Below are 15269 nucleotides of genomic sequence, written 5' to 3' on the forward strand. Positions count from 1 at the left end.
GGCCCCGGCCCCGGCACTTGCTCAGGCGGCCCGCCTCGGACGCACCACCTTGAAGCCGAAGTCGTACGTGCCGAGCGCATTCCCCACCCCGATGAACAGCAGTGCGGCATGCTCCTGACCGCGCGCGGTCCCGATGCCTCCCAGATCCAACTGGGAGGCATCTGGCCATCCCAGGTCACTGAGCAGCTGCCGCGTCGTCCGCTTGGCGGCGTCGTCGTCACCGGAGAGGAAGACCATGCCCGGCTCCTCCAAGCTCCCCGGATCGGTCATCACCACCGAGTCCATGGTGACGAGCGTCTTCACCACCGGCGTCTCGGGGAACGCCGCCTGAATCTCCTCGCTGAGGCTGTAGTTGGGGTGCGAGAGCTCCATGCTCTCGGTGAACCCGACGCCCACGTCGACCAGCGCCTTCCCGGCGAGGGCAGCCACGCCGATCCCCTTCAGGAGCCCCACAGACTCCGTGCCGGGCGTGGCATTGACCAGCACTTCCCCGTGCGCGGCGGCCTCGGCAAGACCGACGACGGTGAATCCCCGCAACTCCTCCGCCTCTCCCCGATCCTTCGGGGATCGCGACCCCAGTACGACGTCATGTCCCGCTGCCTGCCAGCCAGTTGCCAGCGAGCGAGCGACATTTCCGGTTCCAAGCAGTCCGATTCGCATGAGTACGACGCTAAGGACCGTCGACCGTCGGCGAATCGGACGGAGGTCGCGGGCGCGCTGGGCCCGTTGACGTACTCCACAAGCCCGAGAAGGACATCAGGCCGCGGCCGAGGTGAAGAGCTTGGCCAGGTGGTAATCGAGCGTGCGGCGTACGTCGTCCAGGGTGCGGCGCTCGTGGAGCACGTCCCCGCCGAGCCCGACCGCGGCGGCCACCAGGAGGTCGGCCTCGCGCCGGGCGTCCAGGCCGGGAGCCGTCTGCCCGCTCTCCTGGGCCGTGGCGATGAAACCGGCGACGAGCTCCTCCAAGGGGTGGTCGTCGCTCAGGAAGACCGCCGCGATGGCGGAGTCGGTGAGGCTGCGGGCGTAGTACGCGGAGAACACCCGCAAGGCCATGGCCCGTTGGGCGTCCAGCGGCAGGAACTCGTCGAGCATCGAACTCAGTACGCCGCGCAGGTTCGCGGGGTCGAAGTGGACGCGGGTCCTGGCGAGGCGTTCGTTCTCGCGGTGGAGCATGTGCAGGGCGGCGACCAGGAGTTGATGCTTGCTGCCGAAGTGGTACTGGACCATCCTCAGCGACACCCCCGCCTCTGCCGCGATCTCCCGCATGCTCGCCGCGTCCAGGCCCCGCTCGGCGGCGATGCGCCACACCGCTTCGGCGATCTGCCGGCGTCTGCGCGACCGGGCGTCGGACGTGGGCGCGGGGCTCTCGGGCGCCGGGACGGGCGGCTGCTTCCGCCGCCGGTAGGCCCTCGCCTGGCAGCTGCGGGAGCAGTAGAGGGCGGGGCGGCCCCGCTTGCCCGCGGGGCTGATGGCGGCACGGCAGACCGTGCAGCGGGCCTTCTTTCCGTCACGATTTTCGTCACGCACGACTCCCACTATAGAACTTAGAATGTGTGACGTAATAGCGAGGATGCGCCTTGTAGAGAAGGAAATTCAGAAACTGTGCTGATACGTTCGTAACGTGAAGTACGACATCCTGCAGATCCTCGGCGCAGTCCTGATGTGTTTCTCCGCGCAAGCCCTCATCCGGCTGCTCATCGACCACGACAACACCGGCCTGCTCGGCTGGCTCCCCGACGGCTTCGCGCTGCTACTGATCGCCTACGTCATGACAGTCACCGTCGGCGTACTCCTGACGGGCTGGGGGCACACCCGGGCGAAGGCGCTCGGCCGCCGCGACTGAGGCTGCGACCGAGAGGCGCGACTGAGGGCTGCGCGGGCGGTTGACGGTTGTCCAACTTTCGCCGATCGTTGGGGAATTGGGCGCAATTCAAAGCGCTGCGTTGTGACGGCTGGGGGGAGCCGAACATGCAACCTGGGGACGAGCACGCCACGCCTGGCCGGGAGCCCAACGACGCGGTGCCTGGCCAGGAGCCCAGCGCCTCCCACGGCGGCCAGTTCGGGCCGCCACCCCCGATGCCACCCCCCATGCCACCGCCGCCCGCGTCCCCGCCCCAGCCCTCCGCCTCGCCTCCCCCGCCCTCCTCGCCTCCGCCCCTGCCTCCGCCTCCGTCCGCCCCGCCCACCTACGGCCCACCCGCAGGCCCGCCCCCGGCCCCGCCCGCGCCCCCGCCTGCCCCCGACGCCCTGCGTGCCGTCTCCGCGGCCCTCCTCAACCTCAGCGGCCTCGGCCTCGGCTACGTCCTCCTGAAGCGCTGGCTCCTGGCCGCCCTCTGCTGGGCCGTGACCGCCGGGCTCCTCTTCGTGGCGTTTCCCGCCGAGGTCGACGGCGTCCCCGGCGGCGTACTCATCGGGTTCGTGGCCTTCCTCGTCCTCGCGGCTGCCGACGGGGCCCGCCGCGCCCTCCGTACCCACCAGAACTGGCCGCTGCGCGCACCACTCGCCGTGGGGCTCGGGCTCGTCCTGCTCGCCGTTCCCGCCGGCGGTGTCATCGCGTACGACGCCGCGCGCGACGAAGCCGTCGAGGAGATGCTGCTCGACCGGCTCGACAAGGCCGACAAGATCGTCACGGCCGCCGACGGCCGCACCTTCGACGCGGCCAAGGACGACTACCGCTCCGCCCTCGCCATCTACCGCGACCTCGGCGACGACCACCCGGACTCGAAGGCCGCCAAGCGCGTGCCGGACAGCCTCGGCGCGTACTACAAGTCCGTCGCCGCCCCCTATGACGCGCGCAAGTACTGCGACGCCCTAGAGCCCCTGAAGTACCTCCGCACCCTCCCCGACTCCCTCGGCAAGGACCGCGTCGGCCCCCTCGCCACCTGGCCCGACGACCGCCTGGCCACCTCCCTCTACGAATGCGGCAGCCAGGGCCTGGGCACGGCGACCGGTAGCAGCGGCAGCAGCGGCACTGGCACTGGCGGTAGTGGCGGCGAGTTCGGCGAGCTCCTGCGGACGTTCCCCGACTCCGACCAGGCCGGGAAGGTCGAGCCCGCCATCCGCGGCGCCATCGACGCGCGCTCCTCGGACCTGAAGGGCTCCGACCCCTGCAAGGCCACCGAGGAACTCCGCAGCATCGGCGCCACCGCCAAGGCACTGCCCGCCGACGCGGGCGGCGGCCTCTCCGGCGACGCGGCGAGCGCGGTGGAGTCCGGGGTGTACGCGTGCGGCGTGGACGAGTTCAAGGACGGGAAGTACGGAGCCGCGGCCAAGACGCTCAACGACTTCACCGGGACCTACAAGAGCAACGGCAAGCGCGACCGCGCCAAGGACATCGCCATCGCCGCCGAGATCGCCGAAGCCCGCCCCGCGGCAGGCCGCGGCCTGCCGCCCAGCAAGTCGCCGGGCGGCGCGAAGCTCACGTACGTCGTCGAGAACGGCGGACCCGGCCAGCTCGAAGTCCTCTACACCGGGCCCACCACCGGCAGCTTCAAGCTCTCGTCGTGCGGCGGCTGCAAGACGTACACCAGCAAGGCCCAGGGCAAGAAGGCCTGCCTTGCGGGCAAGGGCCACCCCCAGAAGACGCTGAGCCTGCCCCCGGGCGACTACCACTTCCTCTACAAGCGCGACACGAGCAGCGTGGGCAGCGTCCGCAACAACGCCGAGGGCAGCAAGGTCCAACCCGGCTACCGCTACACCGACTGCTCGTACGTCGTGACGGGCGGCGGCCTCGGAGACCTCGACGGCCTCGACGGCCTGGACGGCCTGGATGGCCTCGACGGCGTTGCATGACCGATGATGTGAGTCCCCGTCACCGGACCAGGTCAGAATGAGACCTGGTCAGAGGGCACGCCGGGCCGTCATTGCCCGGCGTCACTCACCGTGATACACAGAGTGACCGTACGTTTCAGCCAACGAATGACGCCAAGTCGACATGCACTGGCCCGTTTGTCGGCGAGAATGAGCTGTCCTCTGTACTGCGGTAGGCAGAGGTGACGGAACAACCCACTAGGGGCGGTGAGTTACACATGCTTATGGCAGCCGAAAAGGGCGACATCACCACCATCATTGGCGGGATCGCCCCCGACTGGGGTCCCTTCGGGAGCCTGGGCAACGAGGCACGGGTGATGATCGAGGTCGTCATGGCGATCGCCATCCTCCTCTGTCTCGGCATTGCGATCTGGGGCGCGGCAAAGCAGCGCATCGGCGCGACGGCGCTGCGCGACACCTTCAGCGCGGAACAGGGCAAGGGCCTGATCGTCGCGGGCCTGACCGGCGTCTTCATCATCGGGTCCCTCGGCACGGTCTTCACCATCGTGTACGGCATGGCGGTCTAGCCCCGCCACCCACTTACGTCCCTGTCCCCCCACCCCCTGCTCCCCTTCGACCCACCCATCCGTCGCGCCCACCGGCTGAGGTTGCAACTCCCTGATGTCGAGTCACCACACCGCGCCCGCGCGGGAACCAGCACGGCTACCGTCGTACGTGGCGGTTCACCGAGAGGTTGAGGGGGCGTACGCGGCATGAGTCTCGGCGACGAGCGGAACGACGGCCCCTACGGCGGCTCGGGCGAGACCCGGACGCGACTCCCGGAGGGCGAGGGGGGCGGCCAGGACGTCTACGGGGGAGGGCGCAGATCCAGCCGTTCTTCGTCACGGAGTCTCGTGACGGTGGTCGGCGTGGTGGTGCTGCTCATCGCGGCCATCGCGTTCGCGAACCGCGGCGGGGAGGAGTCCTCCGGAGGGGGCGGCGGGGACGGCAAGAAGGCGGGGGCGGATCCCACCGCCGCCTCCGGCCAGGAGCCGGTGGGCGGCAAGACCGCTGGGATCCCCTCCGGGTTCGCGAACAGCGAGCAAGGGGCACAATCCGCTGCCGCGAACTATGCGTCAGCACTGGGTTCTGACGGCATGTTCAACCAGGCCCGTCGGCACCAGATCGTGCAGGCCGTCGCTGATTCCAGCTCGGTGAACAGGCTCCAGAGCGGGTTCGACTCCGACTACTCGCAGGCCTTTCTGAAAAAGATCGGCCTGAGCAACGACGGCAGCGCGCCTGCGGGCAGCACGTTCGTGAACCGCACACTGCCCGCCGGCACCAAGGTCAAGAGCTACAGCGCCAGCAGCGCCACCGTCGAGGTCTGGTGCAGCGGCTTGTTCGGGCTCACCGGCGAGAACTCCACCAACCCCGTTACGGGCAGCTGGTTCACCGTGACGATGAAGCTGAAGTGGAGCGACGGCGACTGGAAGGTTCTGGACTCCAGCCAGAAGTCCGGACCGACGCCGGTGAACGGCGACAACCCCATCTCCGGAGCCGACGAGATCGGCGAGGCGGTCAAGGAGTTCGGAGGGTTCACGTATGCCCGGTAGCCCACGCCGCGCACTCAAGTTCACCGCTGTCCTCGCGGCATCGCAAACCGCAGTGGTGCTCACGGCCACGCGTGCCTTCGCAGCACCGGAGCCGGAAGACGACCCCTGCGAGCTGATCGCGGGCCCGGCAAAGAAGTACTGCGAGAAGGGCCAGGACGGCGGAGGAAGCGGAGGTGGCGGCAAATACCCCACCGAATCCCCCCTGGACTCCACCCTCGACCCCCTCTCCTCCCTGGCAAAGGGCTGCGCGGACGCCGCCTCCTGGACGGTGGACAAGCTCTCCTCCGCCGTGAAGGAGACCGCCGAGGTCGACTTCACGAACCCCAGCTTCCTCAAGCAGTACGCGGTCGTCTTCGCCGCGTCGACCATCCTGACCCTGCTCCTGTGGCTTCTCGCCGTCGCCAAGCGCGCAGTGCGAGGCGTCCCCCTCACCACCGCGCTCACCGAAGCCATCGGGTTCCTGTGGCTGACGGTCCTCGCGTCCGCCTTCACGCCGCTGATCCTCTACACGGTCGTCTCGGCGACCGACGGCGTCACGGACGTCATCGCGCAGGCGACGGGCGGTCAGACGGACACGTTCTTCGGGACGTTCTCGGGCGCCCTGAAGAAGGGCGAGGACATCGGCGGCGGGCCGATCATGCTGATCGTCGTCTCGCTCGTGTCGATCCTCGCGGCCGGAGTGCTGTGGCTCGAGCTCGTCATCCGGGCCGCCCTGCTCTACGTGGGCGCGCTGCTCGGCACCGTCGTGTACGCGGGTCTCGTCGACAAGAACCTGTGGACGCACGTCCGCCGCTGGGCGGGGATCATGATCGCGGTGATCCTGGTGAAACCCATCATCGTCATCGTCCTCGGCCTCGCCGGGGCGCTCTCCGCCGACGACGGCCCCGACTCCTTCTCGGCGGTCGTCTCCGGGCTCTCGATCATCCTGCTCGCCATCTTCGCGAGCGCCATGATCTACCGCTTCGTCCCCGGCTTCGGCGACGAGATCGCCAACTCCCGGAACAACCGCATCTCCCAGGGTGCGGAGAACCGCGCCGCGGCCGTCATCTCGTCCCCCGCGTCCCTCGTCTCCCAGGGCATCAAGACCCACAGCTCCCGTGGAGGCGGCGGCGGAGGCGGTGCAGGCGGCAACAGCCAGGCGCGGCCGTCCAACCCCGCGAGCGGCGGCGTCGCCGCCCACAGCAGCCGCCCCAGCTCAGGCGGCGGCTCGTCGAACGGCGGCGGATCTGTCCCCTCCGCCGCGCCCCCGCCCCGGGGCAGCGCGACCAGCACTCCGCACGCGCGCAACCGCGGCGGCGCAGGAAACGGTTCCACTGGAAGTACCAAACGCACGGGAGGTGAAGGGCGTTGACGACTCAGTCCCACGTGTCGCAACCGGTCGCGCCCCGCCGCACATATCTGATCGGCCGCGCGCGGCCCAACGCGATCGTCGGCAAGAACCGGGAGACCGCCGAGATCGCGCTGATCATCGCGGGAGCCTTCCTCGGGATGATGTGCGGACTCCTCGTCCCTGTCCTCTCCCTGCGCATCGTGCTGCTCATGGGCTTCCCGATGCTGGCGATCGCCGCGGTCTACGTCCCCTACAAGGGCCGCACGTTCTTCAAGTGGTTCGAGATCAACCGCAGCTACAAGCGGTCCCTGAAGCGCGGCACCGCCTACCGCTCCGCCACCCCCGAGGCGGGCGTCCGCTTCGACGGCAGGGAGGTCGAGGTCGGCCCGCCGCCCGGGATCGGCCGCATCAGCTGGCTCGCCGCGCCCTTCGGTCCTGACGAGATCGCCGTGCTGCTGCATGCCGACCGGCGGACCGTCACCGCCGCCATCGAGATCGAGGGCCCGGGTGTCGGTCTGCGCGACTCCGAGGACCAGGAGGCGCTGGTCGACCGGTTCGGGACACTGCTCAAGCACGTCGCCAATGGTGATGGGTTCGTGACGCGCCTTCAGATGCTCGCGCGCACGCTCCCCGCCGACCCGGACGCCCACGCCAAGGACGTCAGCGTACGAGGCGACGACCGGGCACTGCCCTGGCTGCAGCAGTCGTACGAACAGCTCCAGTCGATGGTCTCCACCAGCAGCGAGCAGCACCGCGCCTATCTCGTGGCCTGCATGCACTACTCGCGCGACCTGGCCGCCGAGGCCCAGGCGATGGCCCGCGCCAGCCGCCCGCACGGCGGCAGGAAGCTCGACAAGGACGCCGGTCTCGCCGTCGTGATGGCGCGCGAGCTGACCGACATCTGCTCGCGGCTCCAGGAAGCCGACATCCGCGTACGACAGCCGCTGGGCCAAGGGCGGCTGTCCTCGCTCGTGCACTCCATGTACGACCCGGACCACCCCATCGACCACATCCAGGCGATGACGAAGCGCAACGCCTGGCCGGCCGAGCTCGACGCCATGGAGCCCACCTACCTCCAGGCCAAGACCCGTGAGTCCTCCACCCGAGCGCCCTGGTGCCACGCCACGGCCTGGGTGAAGGAGTGGCCGATGACGCCCGTCGGCGTCAACTTCCTCGCCCCGCTGCTCGTCCACACCCCGGACGTGATCCGCACGGTCGCGGTGACCATGGACCTCGAACCCACCGAGGTCGCCATCGAGCGCATGCTGACGGAGAAGACCAACGACGAGGCCGAGGCGAGCCGCCAGGCCAAGATGAACCGCACGGTCGACCCGCGCGACATCGCGTCGAACTCCCGTCTGGACCAGCGCGGCGAGGACCTGGCGAGCGGCGCGGCCGGGGTCAATCTGGTCGGCTACATCACCGTCTCCTCCCGTTCCCCCGAAGCCCTCGCCCGCGACAAGCGCACCATCCGGGCCTCGGCCGGGAAGTCGTATCTGAAGCTGGAGTGGTGCGACCGCGAGCACCACAGGGCCTTCGTCAATACGCTGCCGTTCGCGACCGGCATCCGACGCTAGAGGCGAGGGCTGCCACCATGCGGGATCCGCTGACCATCCTCACGGACGCCTTCACGTCCTTCCTGTTCGGGAAGGTGGAGACGACCAGACTCCCGGTGCGTACGTCGACGGGGCAGGCCCAGGCGGTCTATCTGCCGACGGCCGCTCCCGGACTCGGCGACTCGGGCGTGATCATCGGGCGCGAGGTGTACTCCGGCAAGGGATACATCTACGACCCGTTCCAGCTGTACGGCCAGCAGCTGCCCGCCCCGCACTGGCTGGTGCTCGGCGAGTCGGGCAACGGCAAGTCGGCGCTCGAGAAGACGTACGTCCTGCGGCAGTTGAGGTTCAAGGACCGGCAGGTCGTCGTCCTCGACGCTCAGGGCGAGGACGGGGTGGGCGAATGGAACCTCATCGCCCAGGAGCTGGGTATAACTCCCATCCGGCTCGACCCGACGGCCGCCCTGGACATGGGAATCCGCCTCAACCCCCTCGACCCCGCGATCACGACCACCGGCCAGCTGGCCCTGCTCCGCACGATCATCGAGGTCGCGATGGGGCACGGCCTCGACGAGCGCTCGGGCTTCGCGCTCAAGGTCGCCCACGCGTACGTGAACGAGACGATCGTGGAGCGCCAGCCGGTCCTGACGGACATCGTGGAGCAACTGCGCCATCCGGAGCCGGAGTCGGCGGAAGCGATGAACGTCGCCATAGACGACGTACGGGCGTGGGGTCTGGACGTCGCACTCGTCCTTGACCGCCTGGTCGACGGTGACCTGCGGGGCATGTTCGACGGCCCGACAACGGTCGGCATCGACCTGGACGCCCCGCTGATCGTCTTCGACCTCTCGCACATCGACCGGAACTCGATCGCGATGCCGATCCTGATGGCGATCGTGGGCGTCTGGCTCGAACACACGTGGATCCGCCCGGACAGGAAGAAGCGCATCTTCCTGGTCGAGGAGGCCTGGCACATCATCAACTCCCCCTTCGTGGCACAGCTCTTCCAGCGCCTGCTGAAGTTCGGCCGACGGCTCGGCCTTTCCTTCGTGGCTGTGGTCCACCACCTGAGCGACGTGGTGGACGGGGCGGCGGCCAAGGAGGCGGCGGCGATCCTGAAAATGGCGTCGACACGAACGATCTACGCCCAGAAAGCGGACGAGGCGAGGGCAACGGGCCGGGTCCTCGGCCTGCCCCGCTGGGCGGTGGAGATCATCCCCACCCTCACGCCCGGCATCGCGGTATGGGACGTGAACGGCAACGTCCAGGTCGTCAAACACCTGATCACGGAGACCGAACGCCCCCTGGTCTTCACCGACCGCGCCATGACGGAATCGTCGGCGGACCAACTCCTCGGCGACGACGCGCTGCGGGCGGCGGACCTGGAGGCGGAGGAGCGGGCGGCGTACATGGAGCAGCAGATGAACGGTCCGTCGTCGTCGCGTTCCGGGGTGGCGTAGGGGATGGGGTACCGGGAGCCCGAGCCCTCCGAGCACCACTACCGGGGCGGACGCCGCGAGTCCCGCGAGCGGGGCATCCCGGATGGCCTCCTTGTGGGCGGGCTCGCCTTCGTGCTCGGCCTGACGGTTCTCGTCTGGTCGGCGACGGGCCTGGCGGGCCTGTTCTCGCACGGCTCCTGGCCCAAGGACGTCACTTTCGGCAATACGCCGGTGGCGATGCGGCACCTGGTCCAGCAGCCGCACGACATCGCGGGCGCGTGGCCGGAAACCCCGGCGTCGCAGCTCACGGGCTACGGCCTGTTCTGGGGCCTCCTGATCGGCCAGCTGATGGTCCTGGTCGTCTTGACAATCTTCGTCATGGGAACGGTGACGCGGTGGCGCGCGGTACGCAGAGCGAGACGTCTTCCGGCCCCCGCGACTCAAACTCCGGCCGAGGCGGCACCCGTCGAGGCCGTCCCTGCTGTGGGCAGGCGTTCCGCAGGGCGGAACGGGTGGGCACAGCCCACGATGCCGGGTGCCGATGAACAGGACGTCCGCCCCGCTGAGGGGCACAGCACCAAGATCCCGAGTACAGAGCCGCCTCGTACAGAAGCACCGCTGGTAGAAACCCCGCTGGTCCCAACCCCCCGTACCCCCCTGGTACTGGGCCCGAGGGAAACCCGCAGACCCCTAGCAGCAGAAGCAATCCGAGACGCAGAGGGCGCAGCCCTGGTCCTAACCTCGGACCCCACCCTGTGGGAGGAAACCAAGGACGCCCGAGCGAAGCTCGGCCCAGTCCTGGTCTACGACCCCAGCCACCTCTGCGACACCCCCGCCCGCATGCATTGGTCCCCCACCAAAGACTGCGAGGACAAGGCAACCGCGGCAGAACGAGCCACCGCCCTGCTGGCCGCCATAAGGCCAACCGCCAAACTGGACAGCACCGTCTCCGACACCGCGGAAACCCTCCTCCGCAGCTTCCTCCACGCGGCCGCGGTGGACGGCCGCTCCGTCAAGCACGTACACCGCTGGGCCCAGGGAACGGGCGTACAGGACGCGGTCCGCATCCTCCGCACCCACCAGAAGGCCGCATCGGGAGCCGCCGGCGAGCTGGAGGCGGCGCTCACGGCGTACCCGGAACGCCGGGACATCGCCCAGGAGTTGACGGCGCGCGCCCTCTCCGCCCTCTTCACCCTGAACGTACGCGAATCGTGCACCCCAAACCGAACCGATGCCCTCACCTTGGATTCCTTCATCGATGAAGGGGGCACGCTTTTCGTGGTGGGTGAAGCCATCGAGGACCCCAAATCGCCCAAGGGGCCGGGCGCGATGCCCCTCCTCACAGCACTCGCCTCAAGCGTGGTCGAGCACGGCCGGCGCATGGCCGAACGGTCATCCTCCGGTCGGCTCGACCCACCAATGACCCTGGTCCTGGACGACGTGGCCGCCGTGGCGCCGCTCCCCCAGCTCCCGGAGCTCCTGTCCACCGGCGCGGACCGCGGCCTGCCCACCCTGGCCCTCCTCCGCTCCCGCGAACAGGCCCGCACCCGCTGGCCCCACGCGGAACTCCCCGGCTAGGCACAGACCTAGGCACAGACCTAGGCACAGACCGAGGACTCAGGGCTCCCGTCCTACCGCGGTACTACCCCTGCCGCCCACGTCCCGCCCCTGGTCCGACGCCTCGCGCCTCCGCGAACGCCAGCATCAGAAGCATGATTCGGGCATTCGAACTGACCAAGCGCTACGGCGAAAAGACCGTCGTGGAGGATCTGTCCTTCACCGTCCACCCCGGCACCGTCACCGGCTTCCTCGGCCCCAACGGCGCGGGCAAGTCGACGACCATGCGGATGCTCGTCGGCCTGGACGCCCCGACGCGCGGGCGCTCGACCGTCGGTGACCGTGCGTACGCGACGCACACCGCGCCCCTGCACGAGGTGGGCGCGCTGCTCGAGGCCCGGTCCGTCCATCCCGGCCGCACCGCCTTCCACCACCTGATGGCGCTGGCCCACACGCACGGCATCCCGCGCCGCCGCGTCGAGGAGGTCCTGGACCTCGTGGGCATCCACGAGGTGGCCCGCAAGCGCGTGAAGGGCTTCTCGCTCGGCATGGGCCAGCGCCTGGGCATCGCGGCCGCGCTGCTCGGCGACCCGGCCGTGATCATCCTCGACGAGCCGGTCAACGGCCTCGACCCCGAGGGCGTCCTGTGGATCCGCAACCTCCTCAAGTCCCTTGCCGGCGAAGGCCGTACGGTCCTCGTCTCCTCGCACCTCATGAGCGAGATGGCGCTGACCGCCGAGCACCTGATCATCATCGGCCGCGGCAGGCTCCTCGCGGACACGACGGTCGAGGCGTTCGTACGCGAGTCGGGCACCGGCTCCGTCAAGGTCGTCACCCCCGAGGCGGGCCTGCTCGGCGAGCTGCTCGCCGCACCCGGCGTAGAGATCACGAGCGACGCGCCCGGCGTACTCGACGTATGCGGCACGGACGGCGAACACATCGGCCGCACGGCGGCCGGACACGGCATCCCCCTCTTCGAACTCACCCCGCACTCCGCCTCGTTGGAGCAGGCGTTCATGGACCTGACGCGGGACTCGGTCGAGTACGTCGCGTCGGTCTCCGCCGGCCTGTCAGAAGGAGCAGCGGCATGAGCACCGCCACGACAACCGGCCCCAAGACCACCGCCCCCACGGCAACCGCCCCCTACCACCTGTCATCGCGCGGGATCCTCCGCTCCGAGTGGCACAAACTGTGGACGCTCCGCTCGACCTGGATCATGCTCGGCCTGGCGAGCATCTTCACCGTCATCCTCGGCGTGATCCTCGGCGCCACCTACTCGTCCAGCTCCGGCGACGACATCGACCCGGTCACGTACGCCCTGCTCGGCACCCAGATCGGCCAGGCCGCGATCGCGGTCCTCGGCATCCTCGTCACCGCGGGCGAGTACTCGACGGGCATGGTGCGGGCCACGATGGCCGCGGTGCCGCGCCGTCTGCCGGTGCTGTGGGCGAAGACCGCCGTCTTCACCACGGTCGCGCTCGGGACGCTCCTGGTCACCAACTTCCTCACGTTCCCGCTGGCCCAGATGTTCCTCGGCGGCACCGACCTGGAGGCCTCGCTCGGCGACTCCGGCATCGCGCGTGCCGTGGCCGGCAACGCCGTCGGGACCGCCTTCCTCGGAGTCATCGTGCTCGGCCTCGGCTCGGCGCTGCGCAGCATCCCGGGGACGATCGGCGCGTACGTCGGCGGCCTGATCCTCCTGCCGCAGCTGGCCACGACCATCCCCAACGACACGGTGCAGGACATCCTGAACTACTTCCCGCTGCCGGCCGCCGAGTCCCTCGCGATCCTGGACGCCTCGTCCGGCGACCTCTCGCCCGGCACGGGCCTCCTGACGCTGTGCGGATGGGCGGTGGCATCCCTGACAGTGGCGGCGTATCTGCTGAAGCGACGGGACGTATGAGCGTTTCCCGTACGAGGATGAGTCCGTGACCGTGTCTCACCGGACCTCCCCGCAGGCTGAAGGCAGCGACCCGGGCGCCCCGGACCACGACTGGTCCGCGGGCGCCCACCCGCTGACCCGGAACGTCGAGCGCGGCATCCAGTGGGCACGCTCCGTCGACCGGCGGCGCCCGCTGGTCTGGGACCTTCTGCTGACCGGGTTCTTCGTGGTCGTCGCCTTCACCGACGTCGCGGGCGGCGGCTGGCGCCACATCGCCGAGAACAAAGAGGCCGACGTCTGGCTGGTGTACGCCATGACGGCGGCCTTCTCGGTGCCGCTGCTGTGGCGCCGCCGCCATCCGCTCGCCGTCTATGGCGTGATGGCCCTGGCCTCCCTGTTCAACACCTGGTCCGGAGCGGTCATCCAGGCCGCGCTCACCCAGCTCATCGTCCTCTTCAACATCGCGATGCGGCTGCACACGCGCACGCTTGCCTGGACGTACGTCCTGATCGGGGTGCCGCTCGTGGTCGGTCGCCTCCGCTATCCGCAGGGCGGTTGGGACCAGCAGGTGGTCCCGACGATGATGAGCTTCGCGATCGTCGCCCTGATGGGCATCGCGGTCCGCACCCGCCAGGAGTACATGGCATCCCTCGTGCAGCGCGCCAAGCAGCTCGAAGTCGAACGCGACCAGCAGGCGCAGCTCGCCACCAACGCCGAACGCACGCGCATCGCCCGCGAGATGCACGACATCATCGGCCACAACCTCTCGGTCATCACGACCCTCGCGGACGGCGGTTCGTACGCCGCCGCCAAGTCCCCGGAGCGCGCCGCCCAGGCCCTGACGGCCATCGGCGGCACGAGCCGCCAGGCCCTGACGGAGCTGCGCCGCCTCCTGGACGTACTGCGGGAGGAGGCCCCTCAGTCCCCTCAGTCCGCTCAGTCCCCTCAGTCGTCGCCCGAGGCCGCCGCTCTCGCTCCCCAGCCCGCCCTCACCGACCTGGACCAACTCATCGACGGAGTACGGGCCGCGGGCCTTCCGGTACGCAGCACGGTGCGCGGCCGCCCGGACTCGCTCCCGGCGGGCCGCCAGCTCACGGTCTACCGCGTGGTGCAGGAAGCCCTCACGAACACCCTCAAGCACGGTGGTCCGGACGCGACGGCTCACGTGGAGGTCGTGTACGGCGACGACGGGGTGCGGGCGACGGTGACGGACACCGGTGGGGGCGGCGGACCGCCGGTGGCCGACTCCGGCGGCAGGGGTTTGACGGGAATGCGCGAGCGAACGGCCCTCTACGACGGGACACTTGAGGCAGGCCCGCTGCGGCTCCCGCCTGGCGGCTGGCAAGTCGTACTCCATCTCCCCAAGGAATCCGCCCAGTGACGACCGTGCTCATCGTCGACGACCAGCCGATGCAACGCTTCGGCTTCCGCATGCTCCTGGAGAGCCAGGACGACATGAAGGTAGTGGGAGAGGCCGGCAACGGCAGCGAGGCGGTCCGCATGACGGCCGAACTCCACCCGGACGTCGCCCTGATGGACATCCGCATGCCGGGCCTCGACGGCATCGAGGCCACGCGCCGCATCGTGGCCGCGGGCGACCGCACCCGCGTCCTGATCCTCACCACGTTCGACCTGGACGAATACGCGTACGCGGGCCTGCGCGCGGGAGCCTCGGGCTTCCTCATCAAGGACGCCCTGCCGGAGGAGCTCCTCTCCGGCATCCGCGCGGTCGCCACGGGAGACGCGGTCGTGGCCCCCAGCCTGACCCGCCGCCTCCTCGACGCGTACGCCGATCACTTGCCGACGGGGGCGGACTCGGACGCCGACCCTTCCCGGGACCCGCGCCTGACCTCGCTGACGGACCGGGAGCGCGAAATCCTGACGGTCATCGGGCAGGGCTGGACGAATGCGGAGATCGCGGAGCGGCTGCACCTGGCGGAGTCGACGGTGAAGACCCATGTGGGCCGCATTCTCGCGAAGACGGGGGCGAGGGATCGGGTGCAGGCGGTCATTCTGGCGTACGACACAAAATTGGTGAGGCCGGAGTAATCACTAATCACTAATCGCTGATTGCTGATTGCTGATTGCTCCTGAACGCAGAAAACCCCCGCACCCAGAGGGTGCGGGGGTTTCCCGTTAATA

At 69.5% G+C, this 15269-nt stretch carries 14 protein-coding genes; 12 read left to right on the plus strand and 2 right to left on the minus strand.

Features of this window, described 5'->3' with window-relative positions; all coding sequences use genetic code 11:
• Positions 1-21: 21 nt before the first annotated feature.
• Entirely contained in the window at positions 22-696 is a 675-nt protein-coding gene (locus ABD378_RS38875) for an NADPH-dependent F420 reductase (protein WP_344529238.1), read from the minus strand.
• A gap of 60 nt (positions 697-756) precedes the next feature.
• Positions 757-1527: a TetR/AcrR family transcriptional regulator gene (locus ABD378_RS38880; protein WP_344529215.1), complete on the minus strand. Its 771-nt coding sequence runs from the start codon at positions 1525-1527 to the stop codon at positions 757-759.
• 94 nt (positions 1528-1621) lie between these two features.
• Between ABD378_RS38880 and ABD378_RS38885 the strand changes: the two genes are divergently transcribed.
• The 12 genes from ABD378_RS38885 to ABD378_RS38940 all read left to right on the plus strand — a co-directional run bounded on the left by ABD378_RS38885 (position 1622) and on the right by ABD378_RS38940 (position 15176).
• On the plus strand, positions 1622-1843 hold the full coding sequence (locus ABD378_RS38885; protein WP_344529217.1) for a hypothetical protein: 222 nt from the start codon (positions 1622-1624) through the stop codon (positions 1841-1843).
• 125 nt (positions 1844-1968) lie between these two features.
• Complete coding sequence (locus tag ABD378_RS38890; protein ID WP_344529219.1) at positions 1969-3792, plus strand: hypothetical protein; 1824 nt, start codon at positions 1969-1971, stop codon at positions 3790-3792.
• Between the two features lie 236 nt (positions 3793-4028).
• Positions 4029-4337 (plus strand): hypothetical protein, encoded by a 309-nt coding sequence (locus ABD378_RS38895; RefSeq protein ID WP_119293922.1) that lies wholly within the window; start codon positions 4029-4031, stop codon positions 4335-4337.
• 186 nt (positions 4338-4523) lie between these two features.
• On the plus strand, positions 4524-5363 hold the full coding sequence (locus ABD378_RS38900) for a DUF8175 domain-containg protein (RefSeq protein WP_344529223.1): 840 nt from the start codon (positions 4524-4526) through the stop codon (positions 5361-5363).
• A complete protein-coding gene (locus ABD378_RS38905; RefSeq protein ID WP_344529225.1) occupies positions 5353-6714 on the plus strand; it encodes a hypothetical protein in 1362 nt (453 codons plus the stop codon). The genes ABD378_RS38900 and ABD378_RS38905 overlap by 11 nt, the downstream gene beginning before the upstream one ends.
• Positions 6711-8270: an SCO6880 family protein gene (locus ABD378_RS38910; protein ID WP_344529227.1), complete on the plus strand. Its 1560-nt coding sequence runs from the start codon at positions 6711-6713 to the stop codon at positions 8268-8270. Before ABD378_RS38905 ends, ABD378_RS38910 begins: the two co-directional genes overlap by 4 nt.
• Before the next feature lie 17 nt (positions 8271-8287).
• Positions 8288-9709 (plus strand): ATP-binding protein, encoded by a 1422-nt coding sequence (locus ABD378_RS38915; RefSeq protein WP_249589079.1) that lies wholly within the window; start codon positions 8288-8290, stop codon positions 9707-9709.
• Between the two features lie 3 nt (positions 9710-9712).
• Positions 9713-11266, plus strand: a complete 1554-nt coding sequence (locus ABD378_RS38920; protein WP_344529230.1) for a type VI secretion protein — start codon at positions 9713-9715, stop codon at positions 11264-11266.
• A 134-nt stretch (positions 11267-11400) separates the two neighbouring features.
• Complete coding sequence (locus tag ABD378_RS38925; protein WP_344529232.1) at positions 11401-12336, plus strand: ATP-binding cassette domain-containing protein; 936 nt, start codon at positions 11401-11403, stop codon at positions 12334-12336.
• On the plus strand, positions 12333-13148 hold the full coding sequence (locus ABD378_RS38930) for an ABC transporter permease (protein ID WP_344529234.1): 816 nt from the start codon (positions 12333-12335) through the stop codon (positions 13146-13148). The genes ABD378_RS38925 and ABD378_RS38930 overlap by 4 nt, the downstream gene beginning before the upstream one ends.
• 25 nt (positions 13149-13173) lie before the next feature.
• On the plus strand, positions 13174-14508 hold the full coding sequence (locus ABD378_RS38935; protein ID WP_386544636.1) for a sensor histidine kinase: 1335 nt from the start codon (positions 13174-13176) through the stop codon (positions 14506-14508).
• Complete coding sequence (locus tag ABD378_RS38940) at positions 14505-15176, plus strand: response regulator (protein ID WP_344529236.1); 672 nt, start codon at positions 14505-14507, stop codon at positions 15174-15176. Before ABD378_RS38935 ends, ABD378_RS38940 begins: the two co-directional genes overlap by 4 nt.
• Positions 15177-15269: the final 93 nt, after the last annotated feature.

The organism is Streptomyces rectiviolaceus, assembly GCF_039533825.1.
Classification (GTDB): domain Bacteria; phylum Actinomycetota; class Actinomycetes; order Streptomycetales; family Streptomycetaceae; genus Streptomyces; species Streptomyces rectiviolaceus.